Annotated in this window: 23 protein-coding genes and 2 tRNA genes; 16 read left to right on the forward strand and 9 right to left on the reverse strand. The window is 73.8% G+C overall.

All coding sequences use genetic code 11. The features are described 5' to 3' along the window. Positions 1–237: 237 nt before the first annotated feature. The 3 genes from ACFHW0_RS05830 to nudC are packed head-to-tail and all read left to right on the forward strand — an operon-like array spanning position 238 to position 3,823. A complete protein-coding gene (locus tag ACFHW0_RS05830) occupies positions 238–1,548 on the forward strand; it encodes a M16 family metallopeptidase (RefSeq protein ID WP_416605959.1) in 1,311 nt (436 codons plus the stop codon). Continuing rightward, positions 1,545–2,888, forward strand: coding sequence for a M16 family metallopeptidase (locus ACFHW0_RS05835; RefSeq protein WP_416605960.1), 1,344 nt, complete (start codon positions 1,545–1,547; stop codon positions 2,886–2,888). Before ACFHW0_RS05830 ends, ACFHW0_RS05835 begins: the two co-directional genes overlap by 4 nt. Then, positions 2,885–3,823 carry an NAD(+) diphosphatase gene (gene nudC, locus ACFHW0_RS05840; RefSeq protein WP_416605961.1) on the forward strand — a complete coding sequence of 313 codons (939 nt, stop codon included), beginning with the start codon at positions 2,885–2,887 and terminating at the stop codon, positions 3,821–3,823. The genes ACFHW0_RS05835 and nudC overlap by 4 nt, the downstream gene beginning before the upstream one ends. Positions 3,824–3,994: 171 nt before the next feature. On the opposite strand, the gene ACFHW0_RS05845 is transcribed toward nudC, so the two are convergent. The 3 genes from ACFHW0_RS05845 to ACFHW0_RS05855 form a co-directional block, all read right to left on the reverse strand. Then, entirely contained in the window at positions 3,995–4,270 is a 276-nt protein-coding gene (locus ACFHW0_RS05845; protein WP_416606148.1) for a hypothetical protein, read from the reverse strand. A gap of 214 nt (positions 4,271–4,484) precedes the next feature. After that, positions 4,485–4,721, reverse strand: coding sequence for a DUF397 domain-containing protein (locus tag ACFHW0_RS05850; RefSeq protein WP_416605962.1), 237 nt, complete (start codon positions 4,719–4,721; stop codon positions 4,485–4,487). A 72-nt stretch (positions 4,722–4,793) separates the two neighbouring features. Beyond that, positions 4,794–5,774 carry a helix-turn-helix domain-containing protein gene (locus ACFHW0_RS05855; protein ID WP_416605964.1) on the reverse strand — a complete coding sequence of 327 codons (981 nt, stop codon included), beginning with the start codon at positions 5,772–5,774 and terminating at the stop codon, positions 4,794–4,796. A 227-nt stretch (positions 5,775–6,001) separates the two neighbouring features. Here ACFHW0_RS05855 and ACFHW0_RS05860 point away from each other — a divergent pair, with 227 nt between their 5' ends. Next, positions 6,002–7,297, forward strand: coding sequence for an MFS transporter (locus tag ACFHW0_RS05860; RefSeq protein WP_416605966.1), 1,296 nt, complete (start codon positions 6,002–6,004; stop codon positions 7,295–7,297). 148 nt (positions 7,298–7,445) lie between these two features. Here the strand turns inward: ACFHW0_RS05860 and ACFHW0_RS05865 are convergent, their stop codons facing one another. After that, entirely contained in the window at positions 7,446–7,688 is a 243-nt protein-coding gene (locus tag ACFHW0_RS05865; protein ID WP_121399716.1) for a mycoredoxin, read from the reverse strand. 92 nt (positions 7,689–7,780) lie between these two features. Between ACFHW0_RS05865 and ACFHW0_RS05870 the strand changes: the two genes are divergently transcribed. From ACFHW0_RS05870 to ACFHW0_RS05880, 3 genes are all read left to right on the forward strand, one after another. Continuing rightward, the gene (locus ACFHW0_RS05870; RefSeq protein WP_416605967.1) at positions 7,781–9,943 is read left to right on the forward strand and encodes an ATP-dependent DNA helicase UvrD2; all 2,163 of its coding nucleotides are present in this window, start codon (positions 7,781–7,783) and stop codon (positions 9,941–9,943) included. Between the two features lie 127 nt (positions 9,944–10,070). Next, positions 10,071–10,328 carry a hypothetical protein gene (locus ACFHW0_RS05875; protein ID WP_416605968.1) on the forward strand — a complete coding sequence of 86 codons (258 nt, stop codon included), beginning with the start codon at positions 10,071–10,073 and terminating at the stop codon, positions 10,326–10,328. A gap of 129 nt (positions 10,329–10,457) precedes the next feature. Next, complete coding sequence (locus ACFHW0_RS05880) at positions 10,458–10,823, forward strand: WhiB family transcriptional regulator (RefSeq protein ID WP_088998544.1); 366 nt, start codon at positions 10,458–10,460, stop codon at positions 10,821–10,823. A gap of 357 nt (positions 10,824–11,180) precedes the next feature. Here ACFHW0_RS05880 and ACFHW0_RS05885 read toward each other — a convergent pair whose 3' ends face one another. The 3 genes from ACFHW0_RS05885 to ACFHW0_RS05895 all read right to left on the reverse strand — a co-directional run bounded on the left by ACFHW0_RS05885 (position 11,181) and on the right by ACFHW0_RS05895 (position 14,065). Continuing rightward, a complete protein-coding gene (locus tag ACFHW0_RS05885) occupies positions 11,181–12,548 on the reverse strand; it encodes an ABC1 kinase family protein (protein WP_416605969.1) in 1,368 nt (455 codons plus the stop codon). Positions 12,549–12,626: 78 nt separating this feature from the next. Continuing rightward, the gene (locus ACFHW0_RS05890) at positions 12,627–13,679 is read right to left on the reverse strand and encodes a TOMM precursor leader peptide-binding protein (protein ID WP_416606150.1); all 1,053 of its coding nucleotides are present in this window, start codon (positions 13,677–13,679) and stop codon (positions 12,627–12,629) included. Between the two features lie 218 nt (positions 13,680–13,897). Then, entirely contained in the window at positions 13,898–14,065 is a 168-nt protein-coding gene (locus tag ACFHW0_RS05895; RefSeq protein ID WP_012014940.1) for a DUF5679 domain-containing protein, read from the reverse strand. A gap of 551 nt (positions 14,066–14,616) precedes the next feature. On the opposite strand from ACFHW0_RS05895, the gene ACFHW0_RS05900 reads away from it, so the two are divergent. Both ACFHW0_RS05900 and ACFHW0_RS05905 read left to right on the forward strand, forming a co-directional pair. Next, a complete protein-coding gene (locus ACFHW0_RS05900) occupies positions 14,617–15,147 on the forward strand; it encodes a M48 family metallopeptidase (RefSeq protein ID WP_416605970.1) in 531 nt (176 codons plus the stop codon). 226 nt (positions 15,148–15,373) lie between these two features. After that, positions 15,374–15,988, forward strand: a complete 615-nt coding sequence (locus ACFHW0_RS05905) for a hypothetical protein (protein WP_416605971.1) — start codon at positions 15,374–15,376, stop codon at positions 15,986–15,988. A gap of 252 nt (positions 15,989–16,240) precedes the next feature. Here the strand turns inward: ACFHW0_RS05905 and ACFHW0_RS05910 are convergent, their stop codons facing one another. Next, a complete protein-coding gene (locus ACFHW0_RS05910; RefSeq protein ID WP_416605973.1) occupies positions 16,241–17,476 on the reverse strand; it encodes a zinc-dependent metalloprotease in 1,236 nt (411 codons plus the stop codon). A 182-nt stretch (positions 17,477–17,658) separates the two neighbouring features. On the opposite strand from ACFHW0_RS05910, the gene ACFHW0_RS05915 reads away from it, so the two are divergent. The 7 genes from ACFHW0_RS05915 (at position 17,659) to ACFHW0_RS05945 (ending at position 24,852) form a co-directional block, all read left to right on the forward strand. Then, the gene (locus ACFHW0_RS05915; RefSeq protein WP_416605974.1) at positions 17,659–18,672 is read left to right on the forward strand and encodes a PDZ domain-containing protein; all 1,014 of its coding nucleotides are present in this window, start codon (positions 17,659–17,661) and stop codon (positions 18,670–18,672) included. A gap of 178 nt (positions 18,673–18,850) precedes the next feature. After that, entirely contained in the window at positions 18,851–21,877 is a 3,027-nt protein-coding gene (locus tag ACFHW0_RS05920) for a UPF0182 family protein (RefSeq protein WP_416605975.1), read from the forward strand. A gap of 164 nt (positions 21,878–22,041) precedes the next feature. After that, positions 22,042–22,551, forward strand: a complete 510-nt coding sequence (locus tag ACFHW0_RS05925; RefSeq protein WP_416605977.1) for a SigE family RNA polymerase sigma factor — start codon at positions 22,042–22,044, stop codon at positions 22,549–22,551. Then, positions 22,541–23,479: a hypothetical protein gene (locus ACFHW0_RS05930; protein WP_416605978.1), complete on the forward strand. Its 939-nt coding sequence runs from the start codon at positions 22,541–22,543 to the stop codon at positions 23,477–23,479. The genes ACFHW0_RS05925 and ACFHW0_RS05930 overlap by 11 nt, the downstream gene beginning before the upstream one ends. 96 nt (positions 23,480–23,575) lie before the next feature. Further along, positions 23,576–23,652: transfer RNA gene (locus ACFHW0_RS05935), tRNA-Met, on the forward strand. A gap of 613 nt (positions 23,653–24,265) precedes the next feature. Continuing rightward, positions 24,266–24,342 (forward strand) — tRNA-Met (locus ACFHW0_RS05940). Positions 24,343–24,603: 261 nt separating this feature from the next. Further along, the gene (locus ACFHW0_RS05945) at positions 24,604–24,852 is read left to right on the forward strand and encodes a hypothetical protein (protein ID WP_416605979.1); all 249 of its coding nucleotides are present in this window, start codon (positions 24,604–24,606) and stop codon (positions 24,850–24,852) included. A 110-nt stretch (positions 24,853–24,962) separates the two neighbouring features. On the opposite strand, the gene ACFHW0_RS05950 is transcribed toward ACFHW0_RS05945, so the two are convergent. Further along, positions 24,963–26,294: an ABC transporter substrate-binding protein gene (locus ACFHW0_RS05950; RefSeq protein ID WP_416605981.1), complete on the reverse strand. Its 1,332-nt coding sequence runs from the start codon at positions 26,292–26,294 to the stop codon at positions 24,963–24,965. Positions 26,295–26,439: the final 145 nt, after the last annotated feature.

A 26,439-nucleotide genomic window follows, 5' to 3' on the forward strand; every position in this document is an offset into this window, starting at 1 on the left:
CTTAGTTGGTAGGAAGACTGGGGCAGACGGTGAACTGGCGTCAAGGGCCAACCGCATGTCGGGATCGTCGTCCCGGCAAAAGCGGCAATCTCTATTGGTTGGGTGGGCTTTGCGGCAGGTGTTCCCCGCGTCGTCCCCGGCCGCCGGGGCGGCTGCGCGCCACGGCCCGGGCGCCGGTCGGGGCCGCTGGCGAGAGGTCGCAGGTGGCGGGGGTGCCGACGCGCTAGGGTCGATCCCGTGGCGGCGCGGAGATCGAGAATTCCAGCGACGAAGTACCCGGTCGAGCGGTTCACCCTCGACAACGGCCTGCGGGTGGTCCTGACCCCCGACCGCAGCGCCCCGGTGATCGGGGTGGCGGTCGTCTACGACGTCGGCATCCGCTCCGAACCCGAGGGGCGCACCGGCTTCGCCCACCTCTTCGAGCACCTCATGTTCCAGGGCTCCGAGAACCTGGAGAAGCTGGCGCACTTCCGGCACGTGCAGGGGGCGGGCGGCACCTTCAACGGCTCCACCCACCTGGACTACACCGACTACTTCGAGACCCTGCCGAGCAACGCCCTGGAGCGGGCGCTGTTCCTGGAGGCCGACCGGATGCGCGGCCCCCGGCTGACCGAGGAGAACCTGCGCAACCAGGTCGACGTGGTCAAGGAGGAGATCCGGGTCAACGTGCTCAACCGCCCGTACGGCGGCTTTCCCTGGCTGACCCTGCCGCCGGTCATGTTCGACACCTTCCCGAACGCGCACGACGGCTACGGCTCCTTCGTCGACCTGGAGTCGGCCACCGTCTCCGACGCCGCCGACTTCTTCCGCCGCTACTACGCGAGCGGCAACGCGGTGCTGGCGGTCAGCGGCGACATCGACGTCGCGGAGGCGACCACGCTGATCGAGCGGCACTTCGGCGACGTTCCGGCGCGTCCCGCCCCGGAACGGCCCGACTTCACCGAGCCCGACCTGACCGGGGAGCGGCGCACCTCGTACACCGACCAGCTGGCCCCGCTGCCGGCGGTGGCCGGCGCCTGGCGGGTGCCCGACCCGATCACCGACTTCGCCGCCTACCTGCCGTACGTCGTGCTGGCCGAGGTGCTCACCGACGGCGACGCGTCCCGGCTGGTCGAGCGGCTGGTCCAGCGGGACCGGGCGGTGACCAGCCTCGGCGGCTACGTCGGCTTCATGGGGGACCCGTTCGACGTGCGGGACCCGACGGCGCTGCTGCTCCAGGCGCACCTGCCACCCGGCGGGGACGTGGACAAGGTGCTGCGCACCATCGACGAGGAACTGGACCGACTGGCCACCGACGGCGTGGCCGAGGGCGAACTGGCCCGCACCCAGGCCCGGATGGCGACCCACCTGCTGCGCGACACCGACGCGGTGCTCGGCCGGGCGTTGCAGATGGCCGTGCTGGAGCAGCAGCGCGGCGAGCCGGGGCTGCTCAACGACCTGCCCCGGCTCGTCGGCGAGGTCACCGAGGAGCGGATCCGCGCCGCTGCGGCCACCCTGCGGCCCGAGCGCCGCGCGTCCATCGAGGTCATCCCCGGAGGTAACAGGTGACGGCAACCGCACCGGCCGCGCCCCGGGCGCTGCCGCCGCTCGGCCCCAACCGCAGGCTCAAGCTGCCGAAGCAGGCCGAGCGCACGCTGGGCAACGGGCTGACCGTGATCGCCGTACGCCGGCCGGCGGTGCCGCTGGTGGAGGTGCGGCTGTGGATGCCGTTCGGCCGCGCCCACCTCGCCCGGGGCGCCATGCTCGCGCAGGCCCTGCTCTCCGGCACGCAAACCATGTCGAGCGTGCAGATCGCGGCCGAGTTGCAGAAGGTCGGCGGCGGGCTCTCCGCCGGGATCGACCCGGACCGGCTGATGCTCTCCGGCGCCGGGCTGGTCACCGGGCTGGACCGGATGCTGGAGATCCTCGCCGAGGTGCTGACGGACGCGAGCTACCCGAACGACGACGTCGCCACGGAACGGGACCGGCTGGTGGACCGGATCCACGTGGCGCGGAGCCAGCCGGCGCACCTGGCCCGCACCGCCCTGCTCCGGCGGGTCTACGGCACCCACCCGTACGCGGTCCAGACCCCCGAACCGGAGGCGGTCCGGGCGGTCCGGCCGGGCGTGCTGCGGACCCTGCACGCCCAGCGGGTGCATCCCGCCGACGCCGTGCTGGTGCTGGTCGGCGACGTGCAGCCGGACCGGGCGCTGGACGCCGCCGAGAAGGCGCTGGCGGGGTGGAACGGCGCCGGGCACACCGCCGAGCTGCCGCCCGCCCCGCCGCTGGAGCCCGGGCCGCTGCTGCTGATCGACCGGCCGGGATCGGTGCAGTCCTCGCTGCGGATGGCGCTGCCGGCGGTGCCCCGCACCCATCCCGACCACGCCGCGCTGCAACTGGCCAACCTGATCTTCGGCGGCTACTTCTCCTCCCGCTGGGTGGAGAACATCCGCGAGGACAAGGGCTACACGTACGGGCCGCACTCGCTCGTCGAGCACTCGGTGGCCGGGTCGGTGCTGGTCGCCGCCGCCGAGGTGGCCACCGAGGTCACCGGGCCGGCGCTGCTGGAGACGACGTACGAACTCGGCCGGCTGGCCACCCTCCCGCCCCGCGAGGACGAGCTGGAGCAGGCCCGCCAGTACGCCCTCGGCACCCTTCAGCTCGGGATGTCCACCCAGGCCGGGCTCGCCTCGCTGACCAGCGCGTACGCCGGCAGCGGGCTGCGCCTGGAGTTCCTGGCCGAGCACGCCGCCCGGCTGGCGAAGGCGACCGTGACCGACGTGGCCGAGGCGGCGGCCCGCTACCTCGCCCCGGCGCGGGCGGTCACCGTGGTGCTGGGCGACGCCGAACGGATCGGGCCGCAGCTGGCGGCGCTGGCCCCGGTCACCACCGAGCCGGCACGGCCGTGAGCGGGGAGCCCGCGCCGCCGTTGGCGCGTTCCACCCTGGACCGGGCGGCCCACCGGCGCACCGACCCCGAGTGGCTGGCGCAGGCGTGGAGTCAGGCCCGGGTGCTGGTGCTCGACTCCGCCGACGGCGGCCGGGCGCTGGTGCGTACGGACACGTCGCCGCCGACGCTGGTGCTGGTCGATCCGGCCGGGCTGCCCCGGCCGACGTCGCCGATGTTCCTCGGTGTCGAGCCGGACGGGGTGCCGGTCTTCGCCGTGGACGCCCCGCTGCCGGCGGTGTCGGGGGCCCGGGCGGCGCACCTGCGTGAGGTCGGGCACCTGCTCGGCGACCGCGACGCCGGGCTGTTCACCACCGCGCTGGCGCTGGTCAACTGGCACCTGCGGCACCGCTACTCGTCGGCCACCGGGCACCCGACCGAGGTGGACGAGGCCGGCTGGTCCCGGGTCGACCCGGCCGGTGAGCGGATCTGGCCGCGTACCGATCCCGCGATGATCGTGCTGGTGCACGACGGGGTCCCGGGTCTGGACGGGCGGTGCCTGCTCGGCAACAACGCCACCTGGCCGCACACCGCCGGCGAGCGCCGGTTCTCCTGCCTCGCGGGCTACGTCGAGCCGGGGGAGTCGGCCGAGGCCGCGGTGCTGCGCGAGGTCCGGGAGGAGGTCGGCGTCCCGGTCGACGACATCGCGTACGCGGGCAGCCAGGCGTGGCCGTTTCCCGGCTCGCTGATGCTCGGCTTCCTCGCCACCGCGGATCCGGAGCACCCGGTGCAGGTGGATCCGACGGAGATCGCGTACGCCCGGTGGTTCTCCCGGCGGGAGATCGGCGCGGCGCTGGCGGGACGGCCGGTGGAGGTCGGCGGGGCCCGGCTGGTGCTGCCGCCGCCGTCGTCGATCGCGCTCTTCCTGATCCACCGCTGGCTCGACGGGCACTGCTGAGCTGGTCCCGCCGCGCGCGGGCGTGCCGGTGGGCGGGAGGCCGTGCGCTCCCGGCCCGTGGCCGCCGTTGCCGCGACGGTCACGGGCCGGGAGCACGGCCCGTCGTGGTCGGCTGGGGCAAGGAGCACGGCGGGGGAGCCGGTCCGACCACGACGGACGTCTGGGTGCGGGTCAGCTGCCGCGGTCGTCGGGTGCGGCCCGCAGTGCGCGGCCCGGCTCGTCGAGCGGGAGCACCTTGACCCGTTGCTTTCCGGAGCGGACCGCGCCGACCGTGGCGAGGGCCCGGGCCAGCAGCAGCGCGGCGTCGCGCTCCTCGGCGTGCACGATCTGGCGGCGCGGCTCGGGCGTGGTGGTCTCGTCCCGCAGTCGGCCACCGCACGCCCATGCGGCGGCGATGTCGACGTCGGCGGCAGCGCGGATGTCGGTGCGAACGATCAGGAACCGCATGCGGGTCTCCGGATGAATCGCGAGGGTGGGGAACGGGTGGAAGTTCCACGTCACTCTGTCGTCATGTTACGCCGCGTGGTCGTCTCATCAAGTGAAACGCGACGATTGGTTTGGAGGCTCGTCCGATCAGCGGATGCCTGGTCGGCGGGGTGGAACGGCGCAGACGCGGCGGGGCCGCCGGCAGGCTGCCGGCGGCCCCGCGACGATCGACGGATCAGTTCAGATCGAACTGTCCGTTCTTCGCACCGGCGATGAAGCCCAGCCAGCCCGCCCGGTTGAACAGCAGCACCGGACCGCCCTGGTCCTTGCTGTCCCGCAGGGCCACCGCGGCCGGCCCGGTCCTCAGTGGTGCGACCTCGACGCAGTTCGAGGTCTGGCTGCGCGTGCTCTTACGCCACGGGGCGTGCTCGAGCTGGGCGAGTACGGACGGCGTGTTGCGGATCTCGTTCATCGTGCCACTCCTGAGGTGAACTGCTCCGATGGAACGAGTGGCGCCGCACGACCCGACGGTGGGCCCCCGTGATCACCGCTCCGTCAGGCGCCCGGAATGCCGGCGGCGTTGGGTCGGCGCCGTTGCCGGCCCGTACGCCACCGTGGACGCGGTCGCCGTGCCGGGCAGCCGCCCCGTCGCCTCGATCAGCCAGGAGAGGGTGTCCGATTCGGAGAGCGCCGCCGTGCATAGCCACTCGAACACCACTTTATAGCGATTTAGGGCGTTTACCTCGGTGGACATGACGTCGGTGAACCCCCCTTCGATCGCCAGCGTCTCCGGATCGAGCGGATCGGCGAACCGGTAGACCGAGAACGCGGTCGGCGGGAGGTACCAGTCGCCGATCTGGGTGTCGCGCGGCAGCACGTGCAGCGTGACGTTCGGCAGCATCGCCAGTTCGCAGAGCTGCACGAGCTGCGCGCGCAGCACCTCCGGCGGCCCGGTCCGGCCGCCGAGCGCCGCCTCCTCCAGCACCGCCGTGTAGCGGGGCGCGTCGGTCGCGCGGGTGAGCAGCGACTGGCGGGCCAGCCGGGCCCGCACCTCGGTGTCGATGTCCTCACCGGCCTCAGGGTCGCCGGCCTCCTCGTCGACCCGCCGGGCCGAGGCGATCCGTACCGACGCGTAGTCCGGCGTCTGGAGCAGGCCCGGCACCAGGACCGGGTTGTATTCCGAGATCTCCGCGCAGCCCGCCTCCAGCTCGGCGAAGCTGCGCTGCTGCTGGGTCATCACCGGGTAGTTCCGCAGCCAGCCGCGGATGTCGCCGGCCTCCTGGGTGATGCCGAGGAGCTCCCGGCGCAGCGCCTCGTCGGCGCCGTAGAGGTCCAGCAGCACGCGGACGTCCTCCGGGTCCGGGCGGCTGCGGCCGTTCTCCAGCCGGGACAACTTGGACGCGGACGCCCAGCCGATCCGCTCGATGACCTGGTCTCCCGTGAGGCCCGCGGCCTCGCGCAGCCGGCGCAGCTCGGTGCCCAACCTGCGGCGGCGCAGGATCGGGCTGGGTGAGGCAGGAGGCACGACGTCCTCTTTTCCCGTGGACCGCCGCAGACGCGACGGTAACTGTATGAAATTCGCCCCCCACGGTCAGTATGGACGGCGCGCCTCCCGCCGGAGGTCCCGGCGGGGGCGTGTCTCGAAGAAAAGAGGACCGTGGAAGGGCACGGCGTCCGGTACGACGCCGTCGGCACGACCGCACCACCCCAGACCGCGCCACGCCGCGCACCACCCCCGCCGGAGGGACCCCCATGCGCACCGTCCTGCGCCGCCCGGATTTCCGCCTGCTCTTCGGCGGCCTGCTCGCCAGCATGGCCGCCGAGTCGATCCTGTTGCTGGCCCTCGCCATCTGGGTGAAGGACCTGACCGGGTCGGACGGGCTGGCCGGCGCCACCATCTTCGCGGTCATCGCCCCGATGACCCTGGCCCCGCTGGTGGGGTGGATCGTCGACCGCTACCCCCGGCGCCCGTTCTTCGTGGCGGCGAACCTGGTGACGGCCGTGCTGCTCACCCCGCTCCTCGTGGTGCGGGACCGGACCGACGTGTGGATCATCTACGTGGTGGCGGCCCTGTACGGCCTGTCGTACATCACCCTCAGCGCGGTGCTCAGCGGCCTGATCCGCCAGCTCGTGCCGGTGGAACTGCTGGCCGAGGCGAACGGGGTGCTCCAGACCGTGCGCCAGGGGCTGCGGCTGATCGGCCCGCTGGCCGGCGCCGGGCTCTACGCCGCCGTCGGCGGCTGGATGCTGGCCGTGATCGGGATGGTCGGCTTCCTGTCGGCGGCCGTCGTGGTGGGCCTGATCCGCACGACGGAGACGCCGCCCACCGGACCCGGGCTGCGCTGGCCGGCCGAGGTGGGCGCCGGGCTGCGACACCTGGCCGGGGAGCCGGCGCTGCGCCGGGCGCTGCTCGGCTACGGGCTGGGCTCGTTGGCCATGGGCTTCAGCGAGTCGTTGATCTTCGCGTACGTCGACCAGGGGCTGCGCCGGGACGCCGCGTTCGTCGGCGTGCTGGTCACCGTTCAGGGCATCGGCGGACTGGTCGGCGGGCTGCTCTCCCCAGCCGTGGTGCGCCGCGCCGGCGAGGTGGGCACGCTCGCCGCCGGGGTGGCGTTCTTCGGGCCGGCCTCGCTGGCGCTGGTGTACCCGAACCTCTGGCTCGGCTTCGTCGCGGTGCTGCTGGCCGGGGTGTCGCTGCCGCTGACCATGGTCGGGTTGCACACGCTGATCCAGCGGCGCACCCCGCAGGCGCTGCTCGGCCGGGTCGCCGCGGCCTCGGAGGCCGTGGTCAGCGGCCCGCAGGCGCTCTCGATCGGCGCGGGGGCGCTGCTCGTCGGGGTGCTGGACTACCGCGTCCTGTTCGCCCTGATCGGGGTGGCCACCCTGCTCGCCGGCGGCTTCCTCTGGCACGGCCGCACGCTCAGCCCGCCGCCGCCCGTCCGGATCCCCGCCCAACGCCGGCCCGCCGGGGTGCCCGCCGCCGTCGACCCGGTCGACGTCGCGGGCCAGGAGGTGGTCGGCACGATCCCACCGGGCCCGGCGCGCTGAGGGCCGCGCCGCCGGCAGCGCCCCTGGCGCCCGCGCCGGTCGGCGCGTCGGGTGGCCCCTGCCGCGACGCCGTCGCCGGGTCGACGCGGAGGACGCGACGAGCGGCCGGCCCGGGTGGGCGGCCGCTCGTCGGCGGTGGTGCGGCGGGTCAGGCGTCGATCGTGGCCAGGTGCTGCTTGACCTGGGTGATCGAGGGGTTGGTCAGGGCGCTGCCGTCGGCGAAACGCAGCGTCGGGACGGTCTGGTTGCCGCCGTTGACGCTCATCACGAACTCCGCGGCCTTCGTGTCCTGCTCGATGTCGACCACCTCGTAGCCGATGCCCTCCCGGTCGAGCTGCGACTTCAGCCGGTGGCAGTAGCCGCACCAGGGGGTCGAATACATCGTCAGCATGGTCAGGTCCTCCAACGGTCCGCGTGGCGGCTTGCCGATCAAGCCCAGGCTAACCGCTGCAACGTCCGGCGGAGCTGAGACAATTCCTCGCTGTGGTGGTTCACTCAGCATCCGAACGCGTGCTCGCCGGGCTCGACCCGGAGCAGCGGTCGGCGGTGACCGCCCCCGCCGGCCCGGTCTGCATCCTGGCCGGCGCCGGCACCGGCAAGACCCGCGCGGTCACCTCCCGGATCGCCCACCGGGCGCTCTCCGGGGAGATCTCCGCCCGGCACGTGCTCGCGGTGACCTTCACGGCCCGCGCGGCCGCCGAGATGCGCGCCCGGCTCACCGCGCTCGGGGTGGGCGGCGTCCAGGCGCGCACCTTCCACGCGGCGGCCCTGCGCCAGGTGCGCTACTTCGCGCCCCGGCTGCTGGCGGGGCGGGCCATGCCCGAGCTGCTGGACAGCAAGGTCCGGCTGGTCACCCTCGCCGCGGCCAAGGCCGGCCTGCGCACCGACCGGGCGGCGGCCCGGGACCTCGCCGGCGAGATCGAGTGGGCGAAGTCGTCACTGGTGGAACCGGGGGAGTACGTCGTCGCGGCGGCGAAGGCGATGCGGGACACCCCGCACGAGCCGGCCCGGGTCGCCGAGGTCTTCGCGGCGTACGAGCGGCTCAAGCGGTCCAACGGGGTGATCGACTTCGAGGACATGCTGCGCGCCGCGGTCTGGGGCATCGAGGAGCACCGGGACGTCGGCGAGCAGGTCCGCGCCCAGTACCGGCACTTCGTCGTCGACGAGTACCAGGACGTCAACCCCCTCCAGCAGCGGCTGCTCCAGGCGTGGCTGGGCGGGCGGGACGACCTGACGGTGGTCGGCGACGCCAGCCAGACGATCTACTCGTTCACCGGGGCCACCTCGTCGTACCTGGTCGACTTCCCGCGCCGGTACCGGGGCGCGACGGTGGTCCGGCTGGTCCGCGACTACCGCTCCACCCCGCAGGTCGTCGGGCTGGCCAACGCGGTGATCTCCCAGGCGCGGGGCGCCGAGGCCCGGCTGCGCCTGGAACTGGTCGGCCAGCGCCCGCCCGGCCCCGAACCGGAGCTGCGGATCTTCACCGACGAGCCGGCCGAGGCCAACGCGGTGGCCGCCCGCTGCCGCGCCCTGGTCGACGCCGGCACCCCGGCGAAGGAGATCGCCGTGCTGTTCCGGACCAACGCGCAGTCCGAGGCGTACGAGAAGGCGCTGACCGAGGCGCAGGTGCCGTACGTGGTGCAGGGGGCGGAGCGGTTCTTCGAGCGGGCCGAGGTCCGGCAGGCGATGGTCGCCCTACGGGCCGCCACGCGGTCGATCCCGGGGGAGACCCCGCTGCCCGCCGCCGTGGTGGAGGCGCTCACCGCGGTCGGCTGGGCCCCCGACGCCGCCCCGGCCGGCGGCGCGGCCCGCGAGCGGTGGGAGGCGCTCGCCGCGCTGGTGCAGCTCGCCGAGGAGTACGCGGCCACGCCGCAGGTGCTGCCGATCGGGCCCGCCGCCTCGGTCGAGCGCCCGGTCACCCTGGCCGACTTCAACGACGAACTGGCCCGCCGGGCCGCCGCACAGCACGTGCCGACGGTCGACGGGGTGACCCTGGCCTCGCTGCACTCCGCCAAGGGTCTGGAGTGGGACGCGGTCTTCCTGGTCGGCCTCTCCGAGGGCACCCTGCCCACCACGTACGCCAAGACCGTCGAACAGGTCGAGGAGGAGCGTCGGCTGCTCTACGTCGGCGTCACCCGGGCGAGGGAGTGGCTCTGGCTGTCGTACGCCTCGGCCCGATCCCCGGGCGGGCGGGCCCGGCGGCCCTCGCGGTTCCTGCCGCAGCTCGACCGCTCCGGCGGGGCGGAGCGGGCCGGGGCCGCGCCGGCGGCGCGCCGGCCGGAGCGTCGCCGGACCCAGATCGTCTCCTGCCGGATCTGCGGCGCCACCCTGCTCGCCGGGCCGGACCGCAAGCTCGGGCGCTGCCCCACCTGCCCCTCGGACATCGACGAGGAGCTGCACGAACGGCTGCGCGAGTGGCGCCAGCGGGTGGCCGGCGGGCAGCGGGTACCGGCCTATGTGGTCTTCACCGACGCCACTCTGGTCGCGCTCGCGGAGCGGCGCCCCGGCCGGGCGGAGGAGCTGATCGCCATCGCCGGCATCGGGCCCCGGAAACTCGGCCTCTACGGGGAGGCGGTGCTGGCGCTGGTGGCGGGCGCGGCGGTCGACGACGTCTGCCCGGAGAAAACTTTCGAAATCTCGCCGTAAATTCGTTTGCCCTCGCCCCGTGGCGAGGAATAGCCTCATGGCACACCTCGCGAGCGGCGCCATTCGGGCTGCTCACGAGGGGTAGAGACCGTATCGGCACGAGTGAACGTCAGAGGAGGTGGCCCCAATGGAGAGCATCAACATCTGCGAGCGTCCGGCGGCGCTGCCCGCTGCCGTCGCTCCGCTGTCGGCTGTCCGGGTGGCCCTCGCCGCTGCGCGACCGTCGGTTTCCCAGGTGCACCGGGTCGAGACTCAGGCCGAGCTGATTCTCGCCACCGCGCCGAACGGAATCCAGGGGACCAGTGGCTTCACGGGCAAGGGCGTCGATGCTGTCAAGCGTCACATGGACGTCCGCGGAGTTCCACCTCGAGGTAGACCGGTCTGATCCTCAGACCAACGGCTCACCTCGAGGCCGCGGAACCCGCTACCGGGATCCGCGGCCTCAGTTTTTTGCCCGTCAAGTACGTCGGAAATGCGATCCACGAGATCGAAGTGAGAGAGAGGTGACCGGGCGATGAGTCTGGCGTTGGCCCCGCTCGACGTGAGCGTCGAGGTGGAGGCGAACCTGCCCTGCCGGAAGTTCGACCCCGACCTGTGGTTCTCCGACTCGCCCGCCGAGCTCGAGCTGGCCAAGTCGCTCTGCGGGGACTGCCCGCTGCGCGTCGAGTGCCTGGCCGGGGCGGTGGAGCGGGCCGAGCCCTGGGGCGTCTGGGGCGGCGAGATCTTCGAGCGTGGCGCGGTCGTCCCGCGCAAGCGGCCCCGTGGCCGTCCGCGCAAGGAGGACCTCGCCCGCGACGCGGCGCTCCGGGTCGAGGCCGAGGCACGACTGGCGGCCAGTGGGCTGTCCGAGTCGCGCACCACGGTCCGGCTGGCGGCCTGACATGCACCCGATCCAACCCACCCACGCCGGTGTCACGCCGGCGACGAGAGAGCTGACCACGATGCTGAACGTTCTGGACGGAGTCGCCGAGATGCAACTACTTCACGAAGCGTTGTCCCGGGCTCGAATGCGCCGGCCTCAGGCCGGTCGTACCACCACGAGCACTGAGGCAACCCTTTCCGCCCGTACCGTCGCCATGAACAGCCGCAACCGAGCGGCGCGCGACCTGGGCGTTCTCTAGTACCCCACCGATTGTCGAGGGGCGGTGGCCGGAATCCGGCCACCGCCTCTCGACGCGTTCCTGGCCCGCGCCGCCGCGCGCCGGCCGGCCGCTCGGCCCACCCAGCCGCCGGCCGCTCAGCCGCCCGCCGAGGGCCGCCCGGCCGACGGGGCGAAGCCGGGCAGCCAGCGCTCCAGGATGCCCCGGTAGGGCGCCTTCGCCTCCAGCTGGCAGAGCACGCCGATCGAGCCGAGCGTCACCCGGTGGATGAGCAGGTACGACGGCGGCAGGTTGAGCTGCCGGCTCAACTGGTACGCGGGGGAGCGGGGGCTGGCCAACCGGGTCGCCTCCGTGCGCAGCCAGGCCCGGGTGAACCGGAACTCCTCGGCGGCGATGGGCTCCAGCATCGGACGCAGGAAGTCGAGCACCGCCTCGGCGTCGATCTCCTCGGTGGGGCCGATGAAGCCCTCCGAGCGCAGGCCCGCCACCACCTCGTCGGCGTCGCCCCGCAACGCGAGCGCGGCGATGCGGCCGATCGGCTCGGGCGTGCCCTCCGGCATCCGGGCCACCGCACCGAAGTCGATCACGCCGAGCCGGCCGTCGGCCAGCAGCCGGAAGTTGCCCGGGTGCGGGTCGGCGTGCAGCAGCCCGGCCCGCTGCGGCGCGGACAGGTGCAGGATGGCCATCAGCCGGCCGGCCTCGTCGCGCTGCTCCTCCGTGCCCTCGCGGATGATCTCGGCCAGCGGGGTGCCCTCGACCCACTCGGTGACCAGGACCCGGGGCGACGCCGACACCACCGCCGGGATGTGGATCTCCGGATCGTCCGCGTACGCGGCGGCGAAGGCGCGCTGCGACTCGGCCTCCAACTCGTAGTCGAGTTCCTCGGTGATCCGCTCCCGCAGCTCCGCCAGGAGCGGCTTGACGTCCAGCCCGGGCTGGATCGCCCGGAACATCCCACCGAGGCGGGAGAGCTGCTTGAGGTCGGCGAGCAGGGCGTCGCCGGCGCCCGGATACTGGATCTTGACCGCCACGTCGCGGGACTGCGGCGCGCCGGAAGGCCCGTAGCCCGGCTCCCGCCACACCGCCCGGTGCACCTGGCCGATGCTGGCCGCGGCGGCGGGGGTGTCGTCGAACTCCACGAACCGGTCCCGCCAGTCCGGGCCGAGCTGCTCCGCGAGCACCTTGTGCACGCTGGCCGCCGGCAGCGGCGGCGCCGCCTCCTGGAGCTTGGTGAGGGCCTGCCGGTAGGGGGCGGCGATCTCCTCGGGCAGGGCGGCCTCGAAGACCGACAGCGCCTGGCCGAACTTCATCGCACCGCCCTTGAGCTGCCCCAACACGCTGAAGAGCTGCTCGGCGGTGCGTTGCTGGATCTCCGCGGAGATCACGTCGGAGGCGAGCCCCGTGACGCGCTTACCCATGCCGAGGACGGTCCGACCGGCGAAGCCGAGCGGCAGAGCGGCGAGCTTGGCGGTCCGGGACACGGCCCGGCGCGGGATGTCGGTCACCCGGCCATTGTTACCGACTCCGGGGGCCCACGGCTGCTCTGCCGCCGGGCTGGGTGCCCGTCCCCGCCTTCGGGGGCGTCACCGGCGCCGTCGCGAACATCCGCAGGAGGGGTGCGGCGGCCACGTCCGGCGGCGGAACCGTCCCGCCCCGGTGATCTCCACCGCGCAGCCCAGGGTCTCCGGGGTGCCCCCGTCGAGCTGCGCCAGCGCCTCGGCCGCCGCGTACGCCCCGGCCGTCAGCAGGGTCGCGGTGGCGCACGCCTCCTCGCCGGCACCCGTGGCGAGCTGGGCGGCCAGCGCCGGCCAGTCCGGGTCCCGGTCCGCCCGGTGCAGGTCGAGGCAGTTCAGGCAGGGGCCGGCGGGCGGGCGGACGAGCGGGCCGACCACGGGCACGCCCTCCCGGAGGCCGAGCAGCAGGTGCGGCTGGCGGCGCTGGGCGTGACCGGCGGCGAGCAGGGCGGCCGGCCGGTCCGTACCGAGCTGGACGACCAGGTCGACCCGGCCCCGCCGGAGCGGGCCCGTGCCCGTGCCGGGGGCGGCCCGCTCGACGGCGTCGCGTACCGCCCGGGCGAGCGGACGGCCGAGCGCGGCGGCCGGGATGCCCGTGCCGACCAGGTCCGCCGGCCGCACCGGGCCGGCCAGGTCCGGGTGCACGTGCCCCACCCCGGCCTGTGCCAGCGCCAGGGCGACCGGGGCGCCGAGACGGCCGGTGCCGCTGACCACCACCCGGGCAGCCAGCCGCCGGCGCAGCACCTGGGCGGGCGTGCCGGGCAGCCGCGCCGCGGCCAGGGCGAGCGCCCCCGCCTCGGCGGTGAGCCGGGCCCGGGACGGGCCGGCCAGGTCCTTCGGCAGCAGGGTGTGCGCGGGTACGACCAGGCCCGCGGCCCGCAGGGCGTCGAGCAGGGCGCGGGCCTCGTCGGGGGCCACCTCGGCGGTGACGGCGTGCGCCAGGACCAGCCGTTCGCTACGGGTGCCGTCGAGCAGGTCGAGCAGGCGGGCGGCCCGGGGATCGGCGATCTCCAGCAGCACGGCGCGGCCCGGCTCGACGCCGAGTTGGAGGGTGTGGCGGTCCCGCCAGAGTCTGGTGAGGCCCGGCAGCAGGGTGGGACGGGGGAGCGTGGCACGGCGCATGACACCGATCGTGACCGTGTCCGTGCTCACCGTCGATCGTTGTCCACAGGTGCGCGGTGCCCTGTCCAGGGCTGTCCACAGGAAATTCCGGGATATCCACAACCCGCGGTAACCATGTCGGCGAGCCGACAGCGCGCGCCGGGTGCGGCGGGCGGATCAGGTGTGGTGATGCCGGAGGGGGCGGCCGACGGCCACCCCCTCCGACGCATCCGTACGGGTCAGACCTTCGCCTTGCCCAGGATGCGGTTCACTGTTGTGCCGCAGACCGGACACTTGCCCTTGGCCATGTTCATCCCGGTCTTCGAGACCTCGACGCGGCCCTCGAAATCCCGCTTCTCCTTGCACTTGACGCAGTAACCGTTGTAGGTCTGGGCCTGGTCGGCCACGGTGCCCTCCTCGTCTCGTCCGCCGGCCGATGCCGTCCCGGCGGGGGTTCCCGGCGGCGGGCCACTCGGGCACCGGCGCTGGGGTCGTTCTCCCACGGCCACGCTCGTGACCGCTGGTCCGCGGACCCTACCCAGGTGCGGGCGGTTCCATGTCAGCTGTGCTTCGTCACTGTGAGCAAGTCGACGTCGAGAGTGTGCATGGCGAATTACGTCGGATAAGTCAGTTTGGCGGGGACACGCCGACCGAACCCGGTCAGATGCCCCGTGCGGGGCACCCCGAGCTGCGCCCGCCACGGAGATCACCTAACGTGAAGGGGGCGTCCCGCCGCATCCGGCCGGGGGCCGCCGGTGCCACGCCTCCCGCACCCGCGGACGGCCGCCACGAAGGGTGACGGCGACGAATCGCCGTGGCCCGGCAAAGATTTTTTGGGACTCCTGCCGACCAATCACCATTTTCCGGGCGAGTGTCGGGGTGTTGACCCTTGCGGACCCCTGGTCAGTACGCATTAGCTTTCCTTCGTGACAGGAATCCGAGGCTGCGCGGCCCGCTGATGGCAGGGGTGCGGAAGCCGGTCGTCGAGGTGCGGCGCAGCCAGCGCCGGCGACGCACGGTGTCCGCGTACCGCGACGGTGAACGGGTCGTCGTCCTCATCCCGGACCAGTTCTCCCGGGCCGAGGAGAGCGAATGGGTCGACCGGATGCTCGCCCGGCTCGCCGCCCGGGAGGGGCGCCTCGCCCGGTCCGACGCCGAGCTGCTCGCCCGGGCCACCCGCCTGATCAAGCTCTACCTCGCCGAACACGGCACGCAGGCCGTACCGACGAGCGTCCGCTGGGTCACCAACCAGAACGGCCGGTGGGGGTCCTGCACCCCGGACGACGGCACGATCCGCATCTCGCACCGCGTCCGGGACATGCCCGACTGGGTCATCGACTACGTGCTCATGCACGAGCTCGCGCACCTCATCGTGCCCAGCCACAACGCCCGGTTCTGGGCCCTCGTCGCGCGCTATCCGAAGTCCGAGCGGGCGCGCGGCTACCTGGAGGGCGTCGCGGCGGCCTCCGGCACCCCGCTGACGGACTGACCCCTCGGCACCCCACCAGGCACCCGCCGTCCCAACCCCCTCCCCCCGACCCCCGCCAACGCCTCCTGCCGGCGCTACCGCCTGCGCCCGGCGCTACCGGGCCGACGAGGCCGGCAAGATCTTAGTAGGAAGCGGCCCCTCCAACGGCCCGTTCCTACCAAGATCTCGACGCCCCCTCCCGCGCCCGTCGGTCGTGGGTCGGGGCGCGCCCGGCTAGGGTCGTGGGGTGGCCCGACGTGTGGTGGTGGCGTTGCTCGGACCGGTGACCTGGGCGCCGCCCGGCACCGATCCGGTGGACTGGCGGGCCGCGCTCGCCGAGGACGTGGTCGACCTGCTCGCCACGCTCAACGAGGTGGAGACGGCCGTCGCCGTCACCCCGGCGGACCGGGGACTGGCCGACGCGGTGGTCTGGCCGGACACGGCCGTGTACGAGGTCCCCGAGGCGACCCCGAACGCCGTCTTCGCCGCCCTCGCCGACACCGGCTACGACCAGGTGGCGGTGATCGCCGGCGACGCGCCGGACGTGCCGGGCCTGACCATCGGCAAGCTGCTGCGCCCGCTCACCACCCGGCCGGTCGCGGTCGCCCCGGTCGAGGGCGGTGGACCGGGGCTGCTCGGCGTGGCCACGCGGCTGCCCGTACCGGCGTGGCTGCCGGCGCTGGACCTGGACACCACGCGGCCCGCGGCCGTGCGCGCGGCGGCGCCGCGACCGGGCGACCTGGCGGTGACCCCGGCCTGGCGACGCCTGCGTGGGCCGGGCGACCTGGCCTTCCTCGACCCGGCCGTGGAGGGCTGGGAGACCACCCGCGCCCTGCTCTCCGGCACCGCACAGCCGCGCTGAGCTGCTGCGGACGGCCAACCCGGCGGTCCCGGCGCGCCGTCGACGGCGACCCGGTCGTGGCCGACGGCGACCCGGTCGTGGCCGACGGCGACCCGGTCGTGGCCGACGGCGACCCGGTCGTGGCGACCGACCGCGAACCGGAAGCGACCCGCGCCGATCGGGACCTGACCGGGCACCCGGTCACGACCCCGTCGATCGCCAGCGGATGCCGCCCGACCCGGGCGGGTCGGGCGGCATCCGCCGTCGGGCAGGTCAGTGGCGGGCGTCGCCGTCCTCGGGCTCGTCGTCCGGGCGCCGCTGCTCCGCCTCGCCGGGGGCCTTCTCCTCCGGGCCGCCCGGCGCGCTGAAGTCGAAGCTCTCCAACTCGCCGAGGTCCCACTCGGACATCGCGAAGGCGACCGGGTCGGCGAAGTCGTCGTCGGAGGGGAGCAGGTCGGGGTGGCCCCACAGGGCGTCCCGGCCGGAGATGCCCCGGTGCTCGGTCAGGGCCGCCCAGAGCGCCGCCGCCTCCCGCAGCCGGCGCGGACGCAGCTCCAGGCCGACCAGCGCCGCGAAGGTCTGCTCGGCCGGGCCACCGGCGGCCCGGCGGCGGCGGAACGCCTCGCCGAGGCTCACCACGTTGGGCAGCCGGCCGCTCGCCGCGCTGTCGACCACGTGGCACACCCAGCCCTCGACCAGGGCCAGAGCGGTCTCGAGCCGGGCCAGTGACGCCTTCTGCGCCGGGCTGTCCTCCGGAGTGAAGATGCCCTCCAGCGCGATGGCCTGCATCGACTCCGGGTCGGTCGGGTCGACCCGGCCCATCGCCTCCTCGATCGCCTCCCGGTTGACCCGGATGCCGGCGGCGTACATCTCCACGGCGTTGAGCACGTGCCCGCGCAGCCACGGCACGTGCTGGAAGAGCCGCTGGTGGGCGGCCTCGCGCAGGGCGACGTAGAGGCGCACCTCGTCCTCGGGCAGCTCCAGGCCCTCGCCGTACGCCCGGATGTTGGCCGGGATCAGCGCGGCCGTGCCGGCCGGGCCCAGCGGCAGCCCGATGTCGCCGGCGGAGAGCACCTCCGCGGCGAGCGAGCCGAGCGCCTGGCCGAGCTGGCCGCCGAAGAGCGCGCCACCGAGGGTGGCGACCATCGACTGCATCGGGCCGAGCTGGGCGCGCGCCTCCGGCGGCACCAGGTCGCCCATCGCGCCGACCATCCGGCTGGCGACCGGGTCGCAGAGCTTGCGCCAGACGTCGAGCGTCTTGTAGATCCACTCGTTGCGGTTCCAGGCCAGCGAGGTCTGGATGCCCGAGGGCAGCGCGGAGGCCGGCTCCAGCCACAGGTCGGCGAGCCGCAACGCCTCCTCCACCGCGTTGCGCTCGAAGGGCGACACCGCCGGGTCGCCCGCGGCGGCGAGTTGGCTGGCGGCCACCTGCCGGGCCAGGTCCCAGTTGACCGGCCCGCTGCCCGACGCGGAGAGCAGGTGCTGCAACTGCGACATGAACTGCTGCATCTGCGCGGGATCGTTGGGGTCTGGTGGTTGCCCACCCGGGAGCGCGAAACCGAACGGAATATCAGGCACGACGTCTACGGTACGCGCGCCGCGCCCCAGGTAGCTGCCGCTGGCGTTGCGCTGAGGGCGAAGTCGCGATTCACCCGCCGGAGGCCCCGATCCCGGTCGGTACGCTCTGCCGCATGAGACGTCGCGGCGTGACCGTCCTGCTCGGTGCTCTGCTCACCGCTCTGCTCAGCATCGGCGTGCTCGGCGCGCCCATCCCGTACGTGGTGCTCGGCCCGGGGCCGACCGTCAACACGCTCGGCAAGGAGAACGGCAGGGAGGTCATCCAGGTCACCGGCCGGGAGACGTCCACCTCCGCCGGCCAGCTCCGGCTGACCACGGTCGGGGTGCAGCCCTCGGTCAAGCTGCGCTCGGCGATCCAGGGCTGGTTCTCCGACGACGAGGCGGTGGTGCCGCGCGAGCTGGTGTACCCGCCCGGGGAGACCCGCAAGGAGGTCGAGGAGCGCAACGCGGAGGACTTCAAGGTCTCGCAGACCAGCGCGGAGACCGCGGCGCTGCGCGAGCTGGGGTACCCGGTGCAGGTGGTGGTCAAGACCGTCGCCGCGGCCGGTCCCGCGGCCGGCGTACTCAAGCCCGGCGACGTGCTGACCTCGGTCGACGGGGAGGCGGTCCCGTTGGCCGCGCGACTCACGGAGCTGATCAGGGCGAAGCCGGCCGGGACCGCGCTGGAGATCGGTTACACCCGCGACGGCGCCGCCGCGACGGCGAAGGTCACCAGCCGGGAGCAGGACGGGCGGCCCCGCATCGGCGTCGAGATCGAGCAGCAGCAGCCGCACCCGTTCACCCTGAGCATCGACCTGGAGGACATCGGCGGGCCGAGCGCCGGCCTGATGTTCGCCCTCGGCATCGTGGACAAGCTGACCCCGGAGGACCTGACCGGGGGGAAGGTCATCGCCGGCACCGGCACGATCGACGACGCCGGCCGGGTCGGCCCGATCGGCGGCATCGCCCAGAAGCTGGTGGGCGCGAAGGAGGCCGGGGCGGTGGCGTTCCTGGTGCCGGCGGCGAACTGCGCCGAGGCCGTACGCAACCCGCAGCCCGGGCTTCCGCTGCTCAAGGTCGGCTCGCTGGACGAGGCACTGACCGCGCTGGAGACGCTGCGCGCCGGGGGACAGCCGACCCGCTGCTGACCATGGGCGCGGGCGTTCCCGGCGTACGTGGCGGGCCCGCACCGGCCGCCCGTCCATCGACGCTTCCGCCGCGCGGCACGACGCCGTGCGACCTTGGACCGACACGTTCAGGAACACCCCGTACTCTGGGTGCCTGGTCGGAGCCGATCACATCGAGCGTGCGGAGCCAACAGTGGTCATGAAGAGCAGCAGCCCCCTGCCGAGGATGAGCCGACGCGGACGCGTCACGATCGGTGTCCTGGTCGGGGTGTTCGTGCTCTTCACCCTGCTCGGCTGGGGTGTCCAGGGGTGGACGGACTGGCTGTGGTTCGACGAGGTCCGCTACACCGGGGTCTTCACGGGGGTGCTGACGACCCGGCTGCTGCTCTTCTTCGTCGTCGGCCTGGGCATGGCGTTGTTCGTCGGCGGCAACCTCTGGCTGGCCCAGCGGCTGCGCCCCCGGATGCGTCCGCACTCGCCGGAGCAGGCCACCCTGGAGCGTTACCGGATGCTGCTGAGCCCCCGGCTCGGCCTGTGGATCGCACTGGTCGCCGCCGTGGTCGGCCTCTTCGCCGGGCTGTCGGCGCAGAGCCGGTGGAACCAGTGGCTGCTCTTCCGCAACGGCGGGGACTTCGGCGTGAAGGATCCGGAGTTCGGCATCGACGTCGGCTTCTACGTCTTCCAGTTGCCGTTCCTGCGTTACCTGCTCGGGGTGGGCTTCACCGCGGTGGTGCTGTCCGTGATCGGCGCGCTCGCCGTGCACTACGTCTTCGGCGGCGTCCGCCTCCAGGGCGTCGGCGACCGGATGACCAACGCCGCCCGGGCCCACCTGAGCACGCTCGTCGCGGTCTTCGTCCTGCTGAAGGCGCTCGCGTACGTGCTGGACCGGCGCGCGATGCTGCTGGAGTACGGCAACGGCCCCGTCTACGGCGCCGGCTACGCCGACGTCAACGCGCTGCTGCCGGCCAAGGAGATCCTCGCCTACATCTCCATCGTCGTGGCGATCGCGATCATCGTCTTCTCCAACGCCTGGATGCGGAACCTGGTCTGGCCGGGCATCTCGCTCGCCCTGCTGGGCGTCTCCGCCGTCGCCATCGGCGGCATCTACCCCTGGGCGGTGCAGACCTTCGAGGTCAAGCCCAGCGCGAAGGAGAAGGAGGCGCCGTACATCGAGCGGAGCATCAAGGCCACCCGCTCGGCGTTCGGCCTGGAGGCGGCCACCACCACGCCGTACGCGGCGAGCAACCTGACCCCGCCGGCGACCCTCTCCACGGACACCTCCGTGGTGCCGAACATCCGGCTGCTCGACCCGCAACTGGTCTCCGAGACGTACACCCAGCGCCAGCAGGTCCGGCAGTTCTACGACTTCGGCGAGAAGCTGGACGTCGACCGGTACGGGGTCAACGGCAAGGTGCAGGACTACGTGGTGGGCCTCCGCGAGGTCAACTACCGGCAGCTGACCCCCCAGCAGAACACGTGGATCAACCGGCACACCGTCTACACCCACGGCTACGGGCTCGTGGCGGCACCCGGCAACCGGGTGGTCTGCGGCGGCCAGCCCTTCTTCGTCTCCGGCTTCCTCGGCGACCCGCAGGAGCAGCAGAAGGAGCAGGGCCAGCAGACGACCGAGCAGTGCGCCTCGCAGACCGAGCAGATCGCCGCGAAGCAGCCCCGCGTCTACTACGGCGAGCGGATGGACGCCAGCGACTACGCGATCGTCGGCCAGACCGACCCGGCGCGGAAGGCGGAGTTCGACCGCCCGGTCGGCGAGGGTGGCGAGTCCTACACCTACACCGGTGAGGGCGGCGTCGAGATCGGCTCCTTCACCCGGCGGCTGCTCTACGCGATCAAGGAGCAGGAGTCGAACTTCCTGCTCTCCGACGCGGTCAACGACACCTCGAAGCTGCTCTACGTGCGCAACCCCCGCGACCGGGTGGAGAAGGTCGCCCCGTTCCTCACCCTCGACGGCGACCCGTACCCGGCGGTGGTCGACGGCCGGATCCAGTGGATCATCGACGGCTACACCACGGCGGCGACCTACCCGTACGCCGAGCGCGTCAACCTCCAGGAGCAGACGGCCGACGAGCTGACCGGGCGGGGCACCTTCCAGCTCGCCCGCGAGAACGTCAACTACATCCGCAACTCCGTGAAGGCCACCGTCGACGCGTACGACGGCACGGTCCGGCTCTACGAGTTCGACGAGACCGACCCGGTGCTCAAGGCGTGGAACAAGGCGTTCGGCGGCGACCTGGTGGTGCCGAAGGCGGAGATCCCGGCCGAGCTGGCCGAGCACTTCCGCTACCCGGCCGACCTGTTCAAGGTGCAGCGCAACCTGCTGACCCGGTTCCACGTGACCGACCCCGGCGCCTTCTACTCGGAGACGGACTTCTGGCAGGTGCCGAACGTGCCGGACGCCCCCGACACCGGCCAGAAGCAGCCGCCCTACTACCTCTACACGCAGTTCCCCGGCCAGGAGTCGGCACGCTTCCAGCTCACCTCGGCGGTCACCCCGAACGGCCGGGAGAACCTCGCCGCGCTGATCTCCGGTTCGTACGTGGACGGGCAGCCGAGGCTGGAGGTGCTCGACCTGCCCGACCAGACGCGGGTCTCCGGCCCGGTGCAGGTGCACCAGTCGATGACCAACAACGCGAACATCCGGCAGCAGCTCAACCTGCTCCAGTCCCAGCAGGCCCAGGTGCAGTACGGCAACCTGCTCTCCCTGCCGTTCGGCGACGGCATGCTCTACATCGAGCCGGTCTACGTGAAGACCGCCGCGCAGAACGCGCCGCCGCTGTTGCAGCGGGTGCTGATGTCCTACGGTGACGGCGGCTCCTACGTGGTGCTGGCCAACAACGTGGCCGACGGCATCAAGCAGCTCATCGAGCAGGGCAAGCAGGCCGCCGCCCCGGGCACCCCGCCGCCCGCCGGTGGTACCCCGCCGCCGGCCGGGGGCACGCCGCCGGGTGGGACCGCACCTCCGCTGACCGGCGAGCTGGCCGAGGCGGCGAACCGCGTCCAGACCGCCATCGCGGAGGTCCGGGCCGCGCAGACCTCGGGCGACTTCGAGCGGTACGGGCGCGCCTTGAAGGCGCTCGACGAGGCGCTCACCGCCTTCCAGCGGGCCCAGCAGGCCGCCACCGGTGCCAACGCCTCCCCGACGCCCGGCGCCAGCGCCCCGGCCTCCCCGACGCCGGGCGGCAGCGCCACACCCACCCCGGGCGGCTGACCCGCACCACCCTCGCGGCGCCCCCGGCCGACGGACCGATCCGGTCCCGACGCCGGGGGCGCTGTCGCGTTCGCGACCACCGGCCGGGCACCCGCAACCCGCCGCCCCGTGGCGCCGTCTCTCCTGCAAGATGCGGCATCGACCGGGGAGCGTGGGTCGGAGACATGAGAGACGCGACGAGCTTCGACGAGTTCTACCGGAGCACCTCCCGACGGATGCTCCGCTACGGCTACGCCGTGGCCGGTGACCACACCGAGGCGCAGGACCTGGTGCAGGAGGCGTACGCCCGGGCCTGGCGACAATGGGCCGGACTGGCCGCCCACCCGGCGCCGGAGGCGTGGCTGCGACTGGTGGTCGCCCGGCTGGCCACCGACCGGTGGCGCCGGTTGCAGGGTTGGCGCGCGGCGCTGAGCCGCAGCGGGCCGCCCGAGCCGGTGCCGCCGCCGAACGAGGACGCCGTGCTGCTGGCGGGCGCGCTGCGCCGGCTGCCGGCCGCCCAGCGGCAGGCGCTCGCCCTGCACTACCTCCTCGACATGTCGGTGCAGGACATCGCCCGGGAGACGCGGGTGCCCGCAGGCACCGTCAAGTCGTGGTTGTCGCGGGGGCGGGCGCGGCTGGCCACGCTGCTGCCCGACCTGCCCGCAGAGGAGTTGGAGGCGAACGATGTCGCGTGAACTGTCCGATCTCTACCGCTTCCTCGCCGAGGACGCCGACGGTCGTACCCTGGCCGTCCCCGAGGACCTGCGGCGGCGCGCCGACCGGCGGGCGCGGCTCCGGATCACCGGCGCCGTGCTCGGGACGGTCCTGCTGGTCGGAGGGCTGGCCACCGGCACCGGACTGGTGCTCGCCGAGGAGCGCGACCCCCTGCCGCCCGCCGCCGCCCCGCCGCCGGCGACCGTACCGGCCCCGCCGGCCGCGTCCGCCGTGCCGACCGTCACCGCCGCGCCGAGCGCCACCGCCTCGCCGAGGGCGACGCGTACGCCGGCGGCCACGCCGGGACGCACCGGCGCGGCGCCGCCCCGGGTGCCCGGCAACGTCCCGGACCGGGCGTTCTTCGTCCAGGCGGCCGCGAACCGGACGGGCATGGAACCGGTCTTCCGGGACACCGACGCGCTGCCGGCGCTCTGCGACGCCCGCTACCGCAGCGACGCCGGGATCGTGCAGCGCCGCACCCGCAACCTGGCCTACAAGCTGCCACAGACCCCACAGGGGTACGTCCCGGACGGCAGCTACGCGCACACCGTCACCCTCTACCGGCCGGGCCGGGCCGACGACTTCCTCCGCGAGCTGCGGGCGGCGGTCCGGGACTGCCCCGCGCAACCCGGGGTGGGCGGCGGCAACGCGTCGACCTCCCGACTGCGGTTGTTGGCCGACGCCGGCTTCGGCGACGGGTCGGTGCTGTTCGAGATCCGCACGCCGGCCCGGGACGTCGACGGCAACCCCACGGGCGGCGACGACGTCCGGCTGGTCCGGGCGATCCGGATCGGCGACGTGGTGACCGTGCTCTGGGAGCAGGGCTGGGAGGGCACCTCCTCGACCCGGTCGCAGGTCGACGCCGACAGCCGGCGGGCGGTGGACGCGATCGAGGGCTGGCTGCGCTGAGGCGTACGCCGCCCGGGCCCGGACGCGGGTCCGGGCGGCCGTCCCCGGGGTCGTTTTGCGGGGACGGGGGTCGGTGGGCTACGGTATACGAACCGACGCGGGGTGGAGCAGCTCGGTAGCTCGCTGGGCTCATAACCCAGAGGTCGCAGGTTCAAATCCTGTCCCCGCTACCACGTCGGAACGGCCCCGGACTTCAATCCGGGGCCGTTCCGAATTTCGGGCCACCCGCCGTCCGCCGTCCGGGCGTGCGTCCGTCGCCGTGGTGGCCGTTCGCGTCCCGGCGTGACCGCTCGCGGTTCTCGCCGTCGGTGATGCCGCCCCCGCCCGGTGTGGGCCGGACGGATCGCGTGACGCCGGCCACTCCGCCCGATCACCGGCACGGTGGACGTCCGGGACACGGCGCGTCCACCGCCACAACCCGCGAGCGCCGGTCCAGCCAACGGTGATCAGGACGTCATGGACCCTAAAGAGCCTGGATAACGTCCATGGCGTCCTGATCACCGGGCGCTCGGGCGAGAGAAGGCGACGCGTTCGCGCCGAAGGAGGTAGCTCGGAAGCAGACCGAGATGTTCCATCACCGCCACCGCGGTCGGGCGCGGCGGGAGCCCGGCTGGGGCGTCGGGTGCGACGGACGCCGGCCGCCGACGCGGGACGCCGGACGCCGGGTGCCGGGCGCCTCGCGCCGGCCTCCGGAGTCGGTTTGCGCTGGTCAGGACGGGAGCCACCGCGGGATCGGGGGGTCCGCTGATCATCGTGGCACCAAGTGCGCTAGAGTTAACGAGCCGACGCGGGGTGGAGCAGCTCGGTAGCTCGCTGGGCTCATAACCCAGAGGTCGCAGGTTCAAATCCTGTCCCCGCTACCACGTCGGAGAGGCCCCGGAGATTGTCTCCGGGGCCTCTCCGCATCTCGGCCCCCGGCGTCGCCGTGTCGCACCGGTCGACGCGCCCCCGTCGAGGTGCGCCCGGACGGACCGCCCCGGCGGAGCGGCACCCGGACGCCGCCCGATCGGCGGAAGGATGCCGGGCGCGGGTCGACCGAAGGAACGGCGCCGGGCGCGCCTGGGCAAGGTGCGTTCCTCGTCGACCGACGTGCCGAGGTTGCAGTTGTCGGCGAAGATGTGGACATGTCTTCCTTCGGTAAGTGGTGGGGCCGGTTGACCGCCGTCCTCGGTGCGGTCGTGCTGTCGGTGTTCGTGCCTGTCGCGGCCTGGGCGTCCACCGGCACTGGTGAGCTCGTGGTGGAGGCCGCACGGCGGCGACGCGGTGGCGGCTTCGGCTTCATCGGCCTGCTCTGCTGCCTGGTCGTGGTCGCCGGCGTCGTCTTCCTCCTGATGCGCATGATGCGCAACCGCCGGGGCGGCCCGCCGCGCTGAGGCGGCCCGCCGCGCTGAGGCGGCCGCTTGCGTGACGGTGTCCCGCCTCGGTGGAGGCCGGAGCAGCCCACCCGGCATCCCCGCCGGAGGCAGCCTCGCGGTGACCGGCCCTAGCCGGCCAGCGCGGCGTTCGCCTGGGCCATGAAGCGGGCCGTCGCCGCCCGGGGGCCGGTGTCGCCGCCGCGAATGCTCTCGGCGGCCTCCAGCAGCAGCGCCCGCACCCGGGGGTGGCCCTGCGGCGGTGGGCTGGGCGCGGGTCCCAGCCGGGCGGCCAGCGCGGTGCCGAGGGCCGCCGCGCGCCGCTGCGCCGGATCGGTGATGTTGCCCTCGACGTAGCTGCGTACGGCGAGGCTGGGGCTGAGCCCGCGTTCGTGGCCGAGCACGCTCCCCGCCTCGCCGTTGCCGGTCAGGAAGTTGATCACGTCCGCGACCAGGGCGGGATGCCGGGTGCCCCGGAAGGCCGTCCAGTACATCGACGCCCGGTGCCACTGTGCCTCCGGGGGACCCGGCATGGCGGCCATGCCGAGTTCGGCGTCGGTGAGGCGCTGGAGTTCCGGCAACTGGTGCGACCAGGCGAAGGAGGCGGCCGTCGCGCCGGTGACCACGAGCTGCCGGGTCAGTTCGCCGCCGTCGGCCTGCTCCACCAGGGCGGCGCTCGGGGTCGCCCGGCCGGACCGGGCCCGCCGCCACAGCTCGAACCACTCGACGAGGGAGTCGGCGTCGAAGCCGAGCTGTCGACCGCGGTAGAACTCACCGCCCCGGCCGCGCAGCCAGAGCCAGAACGCCCGGGAGTCGCCGGACGGGTCCATCGTGCCGGCCACCCGGCCCTCGCTCACCCGGGTGACCCGCCGCGCCCAGGCGACGTACTCCGCCCAGGACATTCCCGTGCGCGGCTCGGGCAGCCGCAGGCGGCGCAGCAGCGTGCGGTCGTAGACCACGGCGGCGGCCGTCTGTGCCGCGGCGACGCCGACCGTACGGCCGTCGACCTGCCCGTACCGGACCAGACCCGGGGGCAGGGTGCGCAGGTCCAGGCGGTGGTCGGCGACGTACCCGCTGAGGTCCAGGACGATCTCGCGGCGGGCGTACTCGGTGAGCATGCTGTCGTCGAGCTGGATCAGGTCGGGCACGTTGCCGCCCGCGGCCTGGGTGGCCAGCCGGTCGTAGTAGCCGCCGGCGCCCTGCCAGGTGACCCGGAAACCGACGCGGGGATTGCGGTCGGTGTAGAGCCGCAGCACCCGTTCGGTGAGTTCGGCCCGCTTCGCCCCGCCGTACCAGAACACCGACAGCTCGACCGGCCCGGTCTCCACCGGGGCCGCTTGGCCCTCGGTGCACCCGGTGAGCCCGCCGGTCACGAGCACCGGCGCACCCAGCATCGCGGCGAGCACCCGACGCCGGCCCGGGTCCGCCTCGGCGCGGGACAGCGGGGATCGGGCGACGGGCACGAAGAACTCCTGGCGGACCGGTGGGGCGGGCGGCCGGATCATTCACGCAGGCGCGCGGAAGGGTGTCAACGTACGTCCGGCCACACCAGCACACCCCAGGCGTACGCATCGATGCCCGCAGCCACCGGCGGAGGCCGTACGCGGC

Origin of the sequence: Micromonospora sp. LOL_025 (assembly GCF_048060285.1) — a bacterium.
Taxonomy (GTDB): Bacteria; Actinomycetota; Actinomycetes; order Mycobacteriales; family Micromonosporaceae; genus Micromonospora.

Excerpts from the sequence above, each read along its gene's own strand:
- ACFHW0_RS05845 (WP_416606148.1), bottom strand. The coding sequence starts at position 4,270 with ATGCGGTTCCTGATCGTTCGCACCGACATCCGCGCTGCCGCCGACGTC.
- ACFHW0_RS05850 (WP_416605962.1), bottom strand. The coding sequence starts at position 4,721 with ATGAACGAGATCCGCAACACGCCGTCCGTACTCGCCCAGCTCGAGCAC.
- ACFHW0_RS05860 (WP_416605966.1), top strand. The coding sequence starts at position 6,002 with ATGCGCACCGTCCTGCGCCGCCCGGATTTCCGCCTGCTCTTCGGCGGC.
- ACFHW0_RS05865 (WP_121399716.1), bottom strand. The coding sequence starts at position 7,688 with ATGCTGACGATGTATTCGACCCCCTGGTGCGGCTACTGCCACCGGCTG.
- ACFHW0_RS05875 (WP_416605968.1), top strand. The coding sequence starts at position 10,071 with ATGGAGAGCATCAACATCTGCGAGCGTCCGGCGGCGCTGCCCGCTGCC.
- ACFHW0_RS05880 (WP_088998544.1), top strand. The coding sequence starts at position 10,458 with ATGAGTCTGGCGTTGGCCCCGCTCGACGTGAGCGTCGAGGTGGAGGCG.
- ACFHW0_RS05890 (WP_416606150.1), bottom strand. The coding sequence starts at position 13,679 with ATGCGCCGTGCCACGCTCCCCCGTCCCACCCTGCTGCCGGGCCTCACC.
- ACFHW0_RS05900 (WP_416605970.1), top strand. The coding sequence starts at position 14,617 with ATGGCAGGGGTGCGGAAGCCGGTCGTCGAGGTGCGGCGCAGCCAGCGC.
- ACFHW0_RS05910 (WP_416605973.1), bottom strand. The coding sequence starts at position 17,476 with ATGCAGCAGTTCATGTCGCAGTTGCAGCACCTGCTCTCCGCGTCGGGC.
- ACFHW0_RS05915 (WP_416605974.1), top strand. The coding sequence starts at position 17,659 with ATGAGACGTCGCGGCGTGACCGTCCTGCTCGGTGCTCTGCTCACCGCT.
- ACFHW0_RS05920 (WP_416605975.1), top strand. The coding sequence starts at position 18,851 with ATGAAGAGCAGCAGCCCCCTGCCGAGGATGAGCCGACGCGGACGCGTC.
- ACFHW0_RS05925 (WP_416605977.1), top strand. The coding sequence starts at position 22,042 with ATGAGAGACGCGACGAGCTTCGACGAGTTCTACCGGAGCACCTCCCGA.
- ACFHW0_RS05930 (WP_416605978.1), top strand. The coding sequence starts at position 22,541 with ATGTCGCGTGAACTGTCCGATCTCTACCGCTTCCTCGCCGAGGACGCC.
- ACFHW0_RS05945 (WP_416605979.1), top strand. The coding sequence starts at position 24,604 with ATGTCTTCCTTCGGTAAGTGGTGGGGCCGGTTGACCGCCGTCCTCGGT.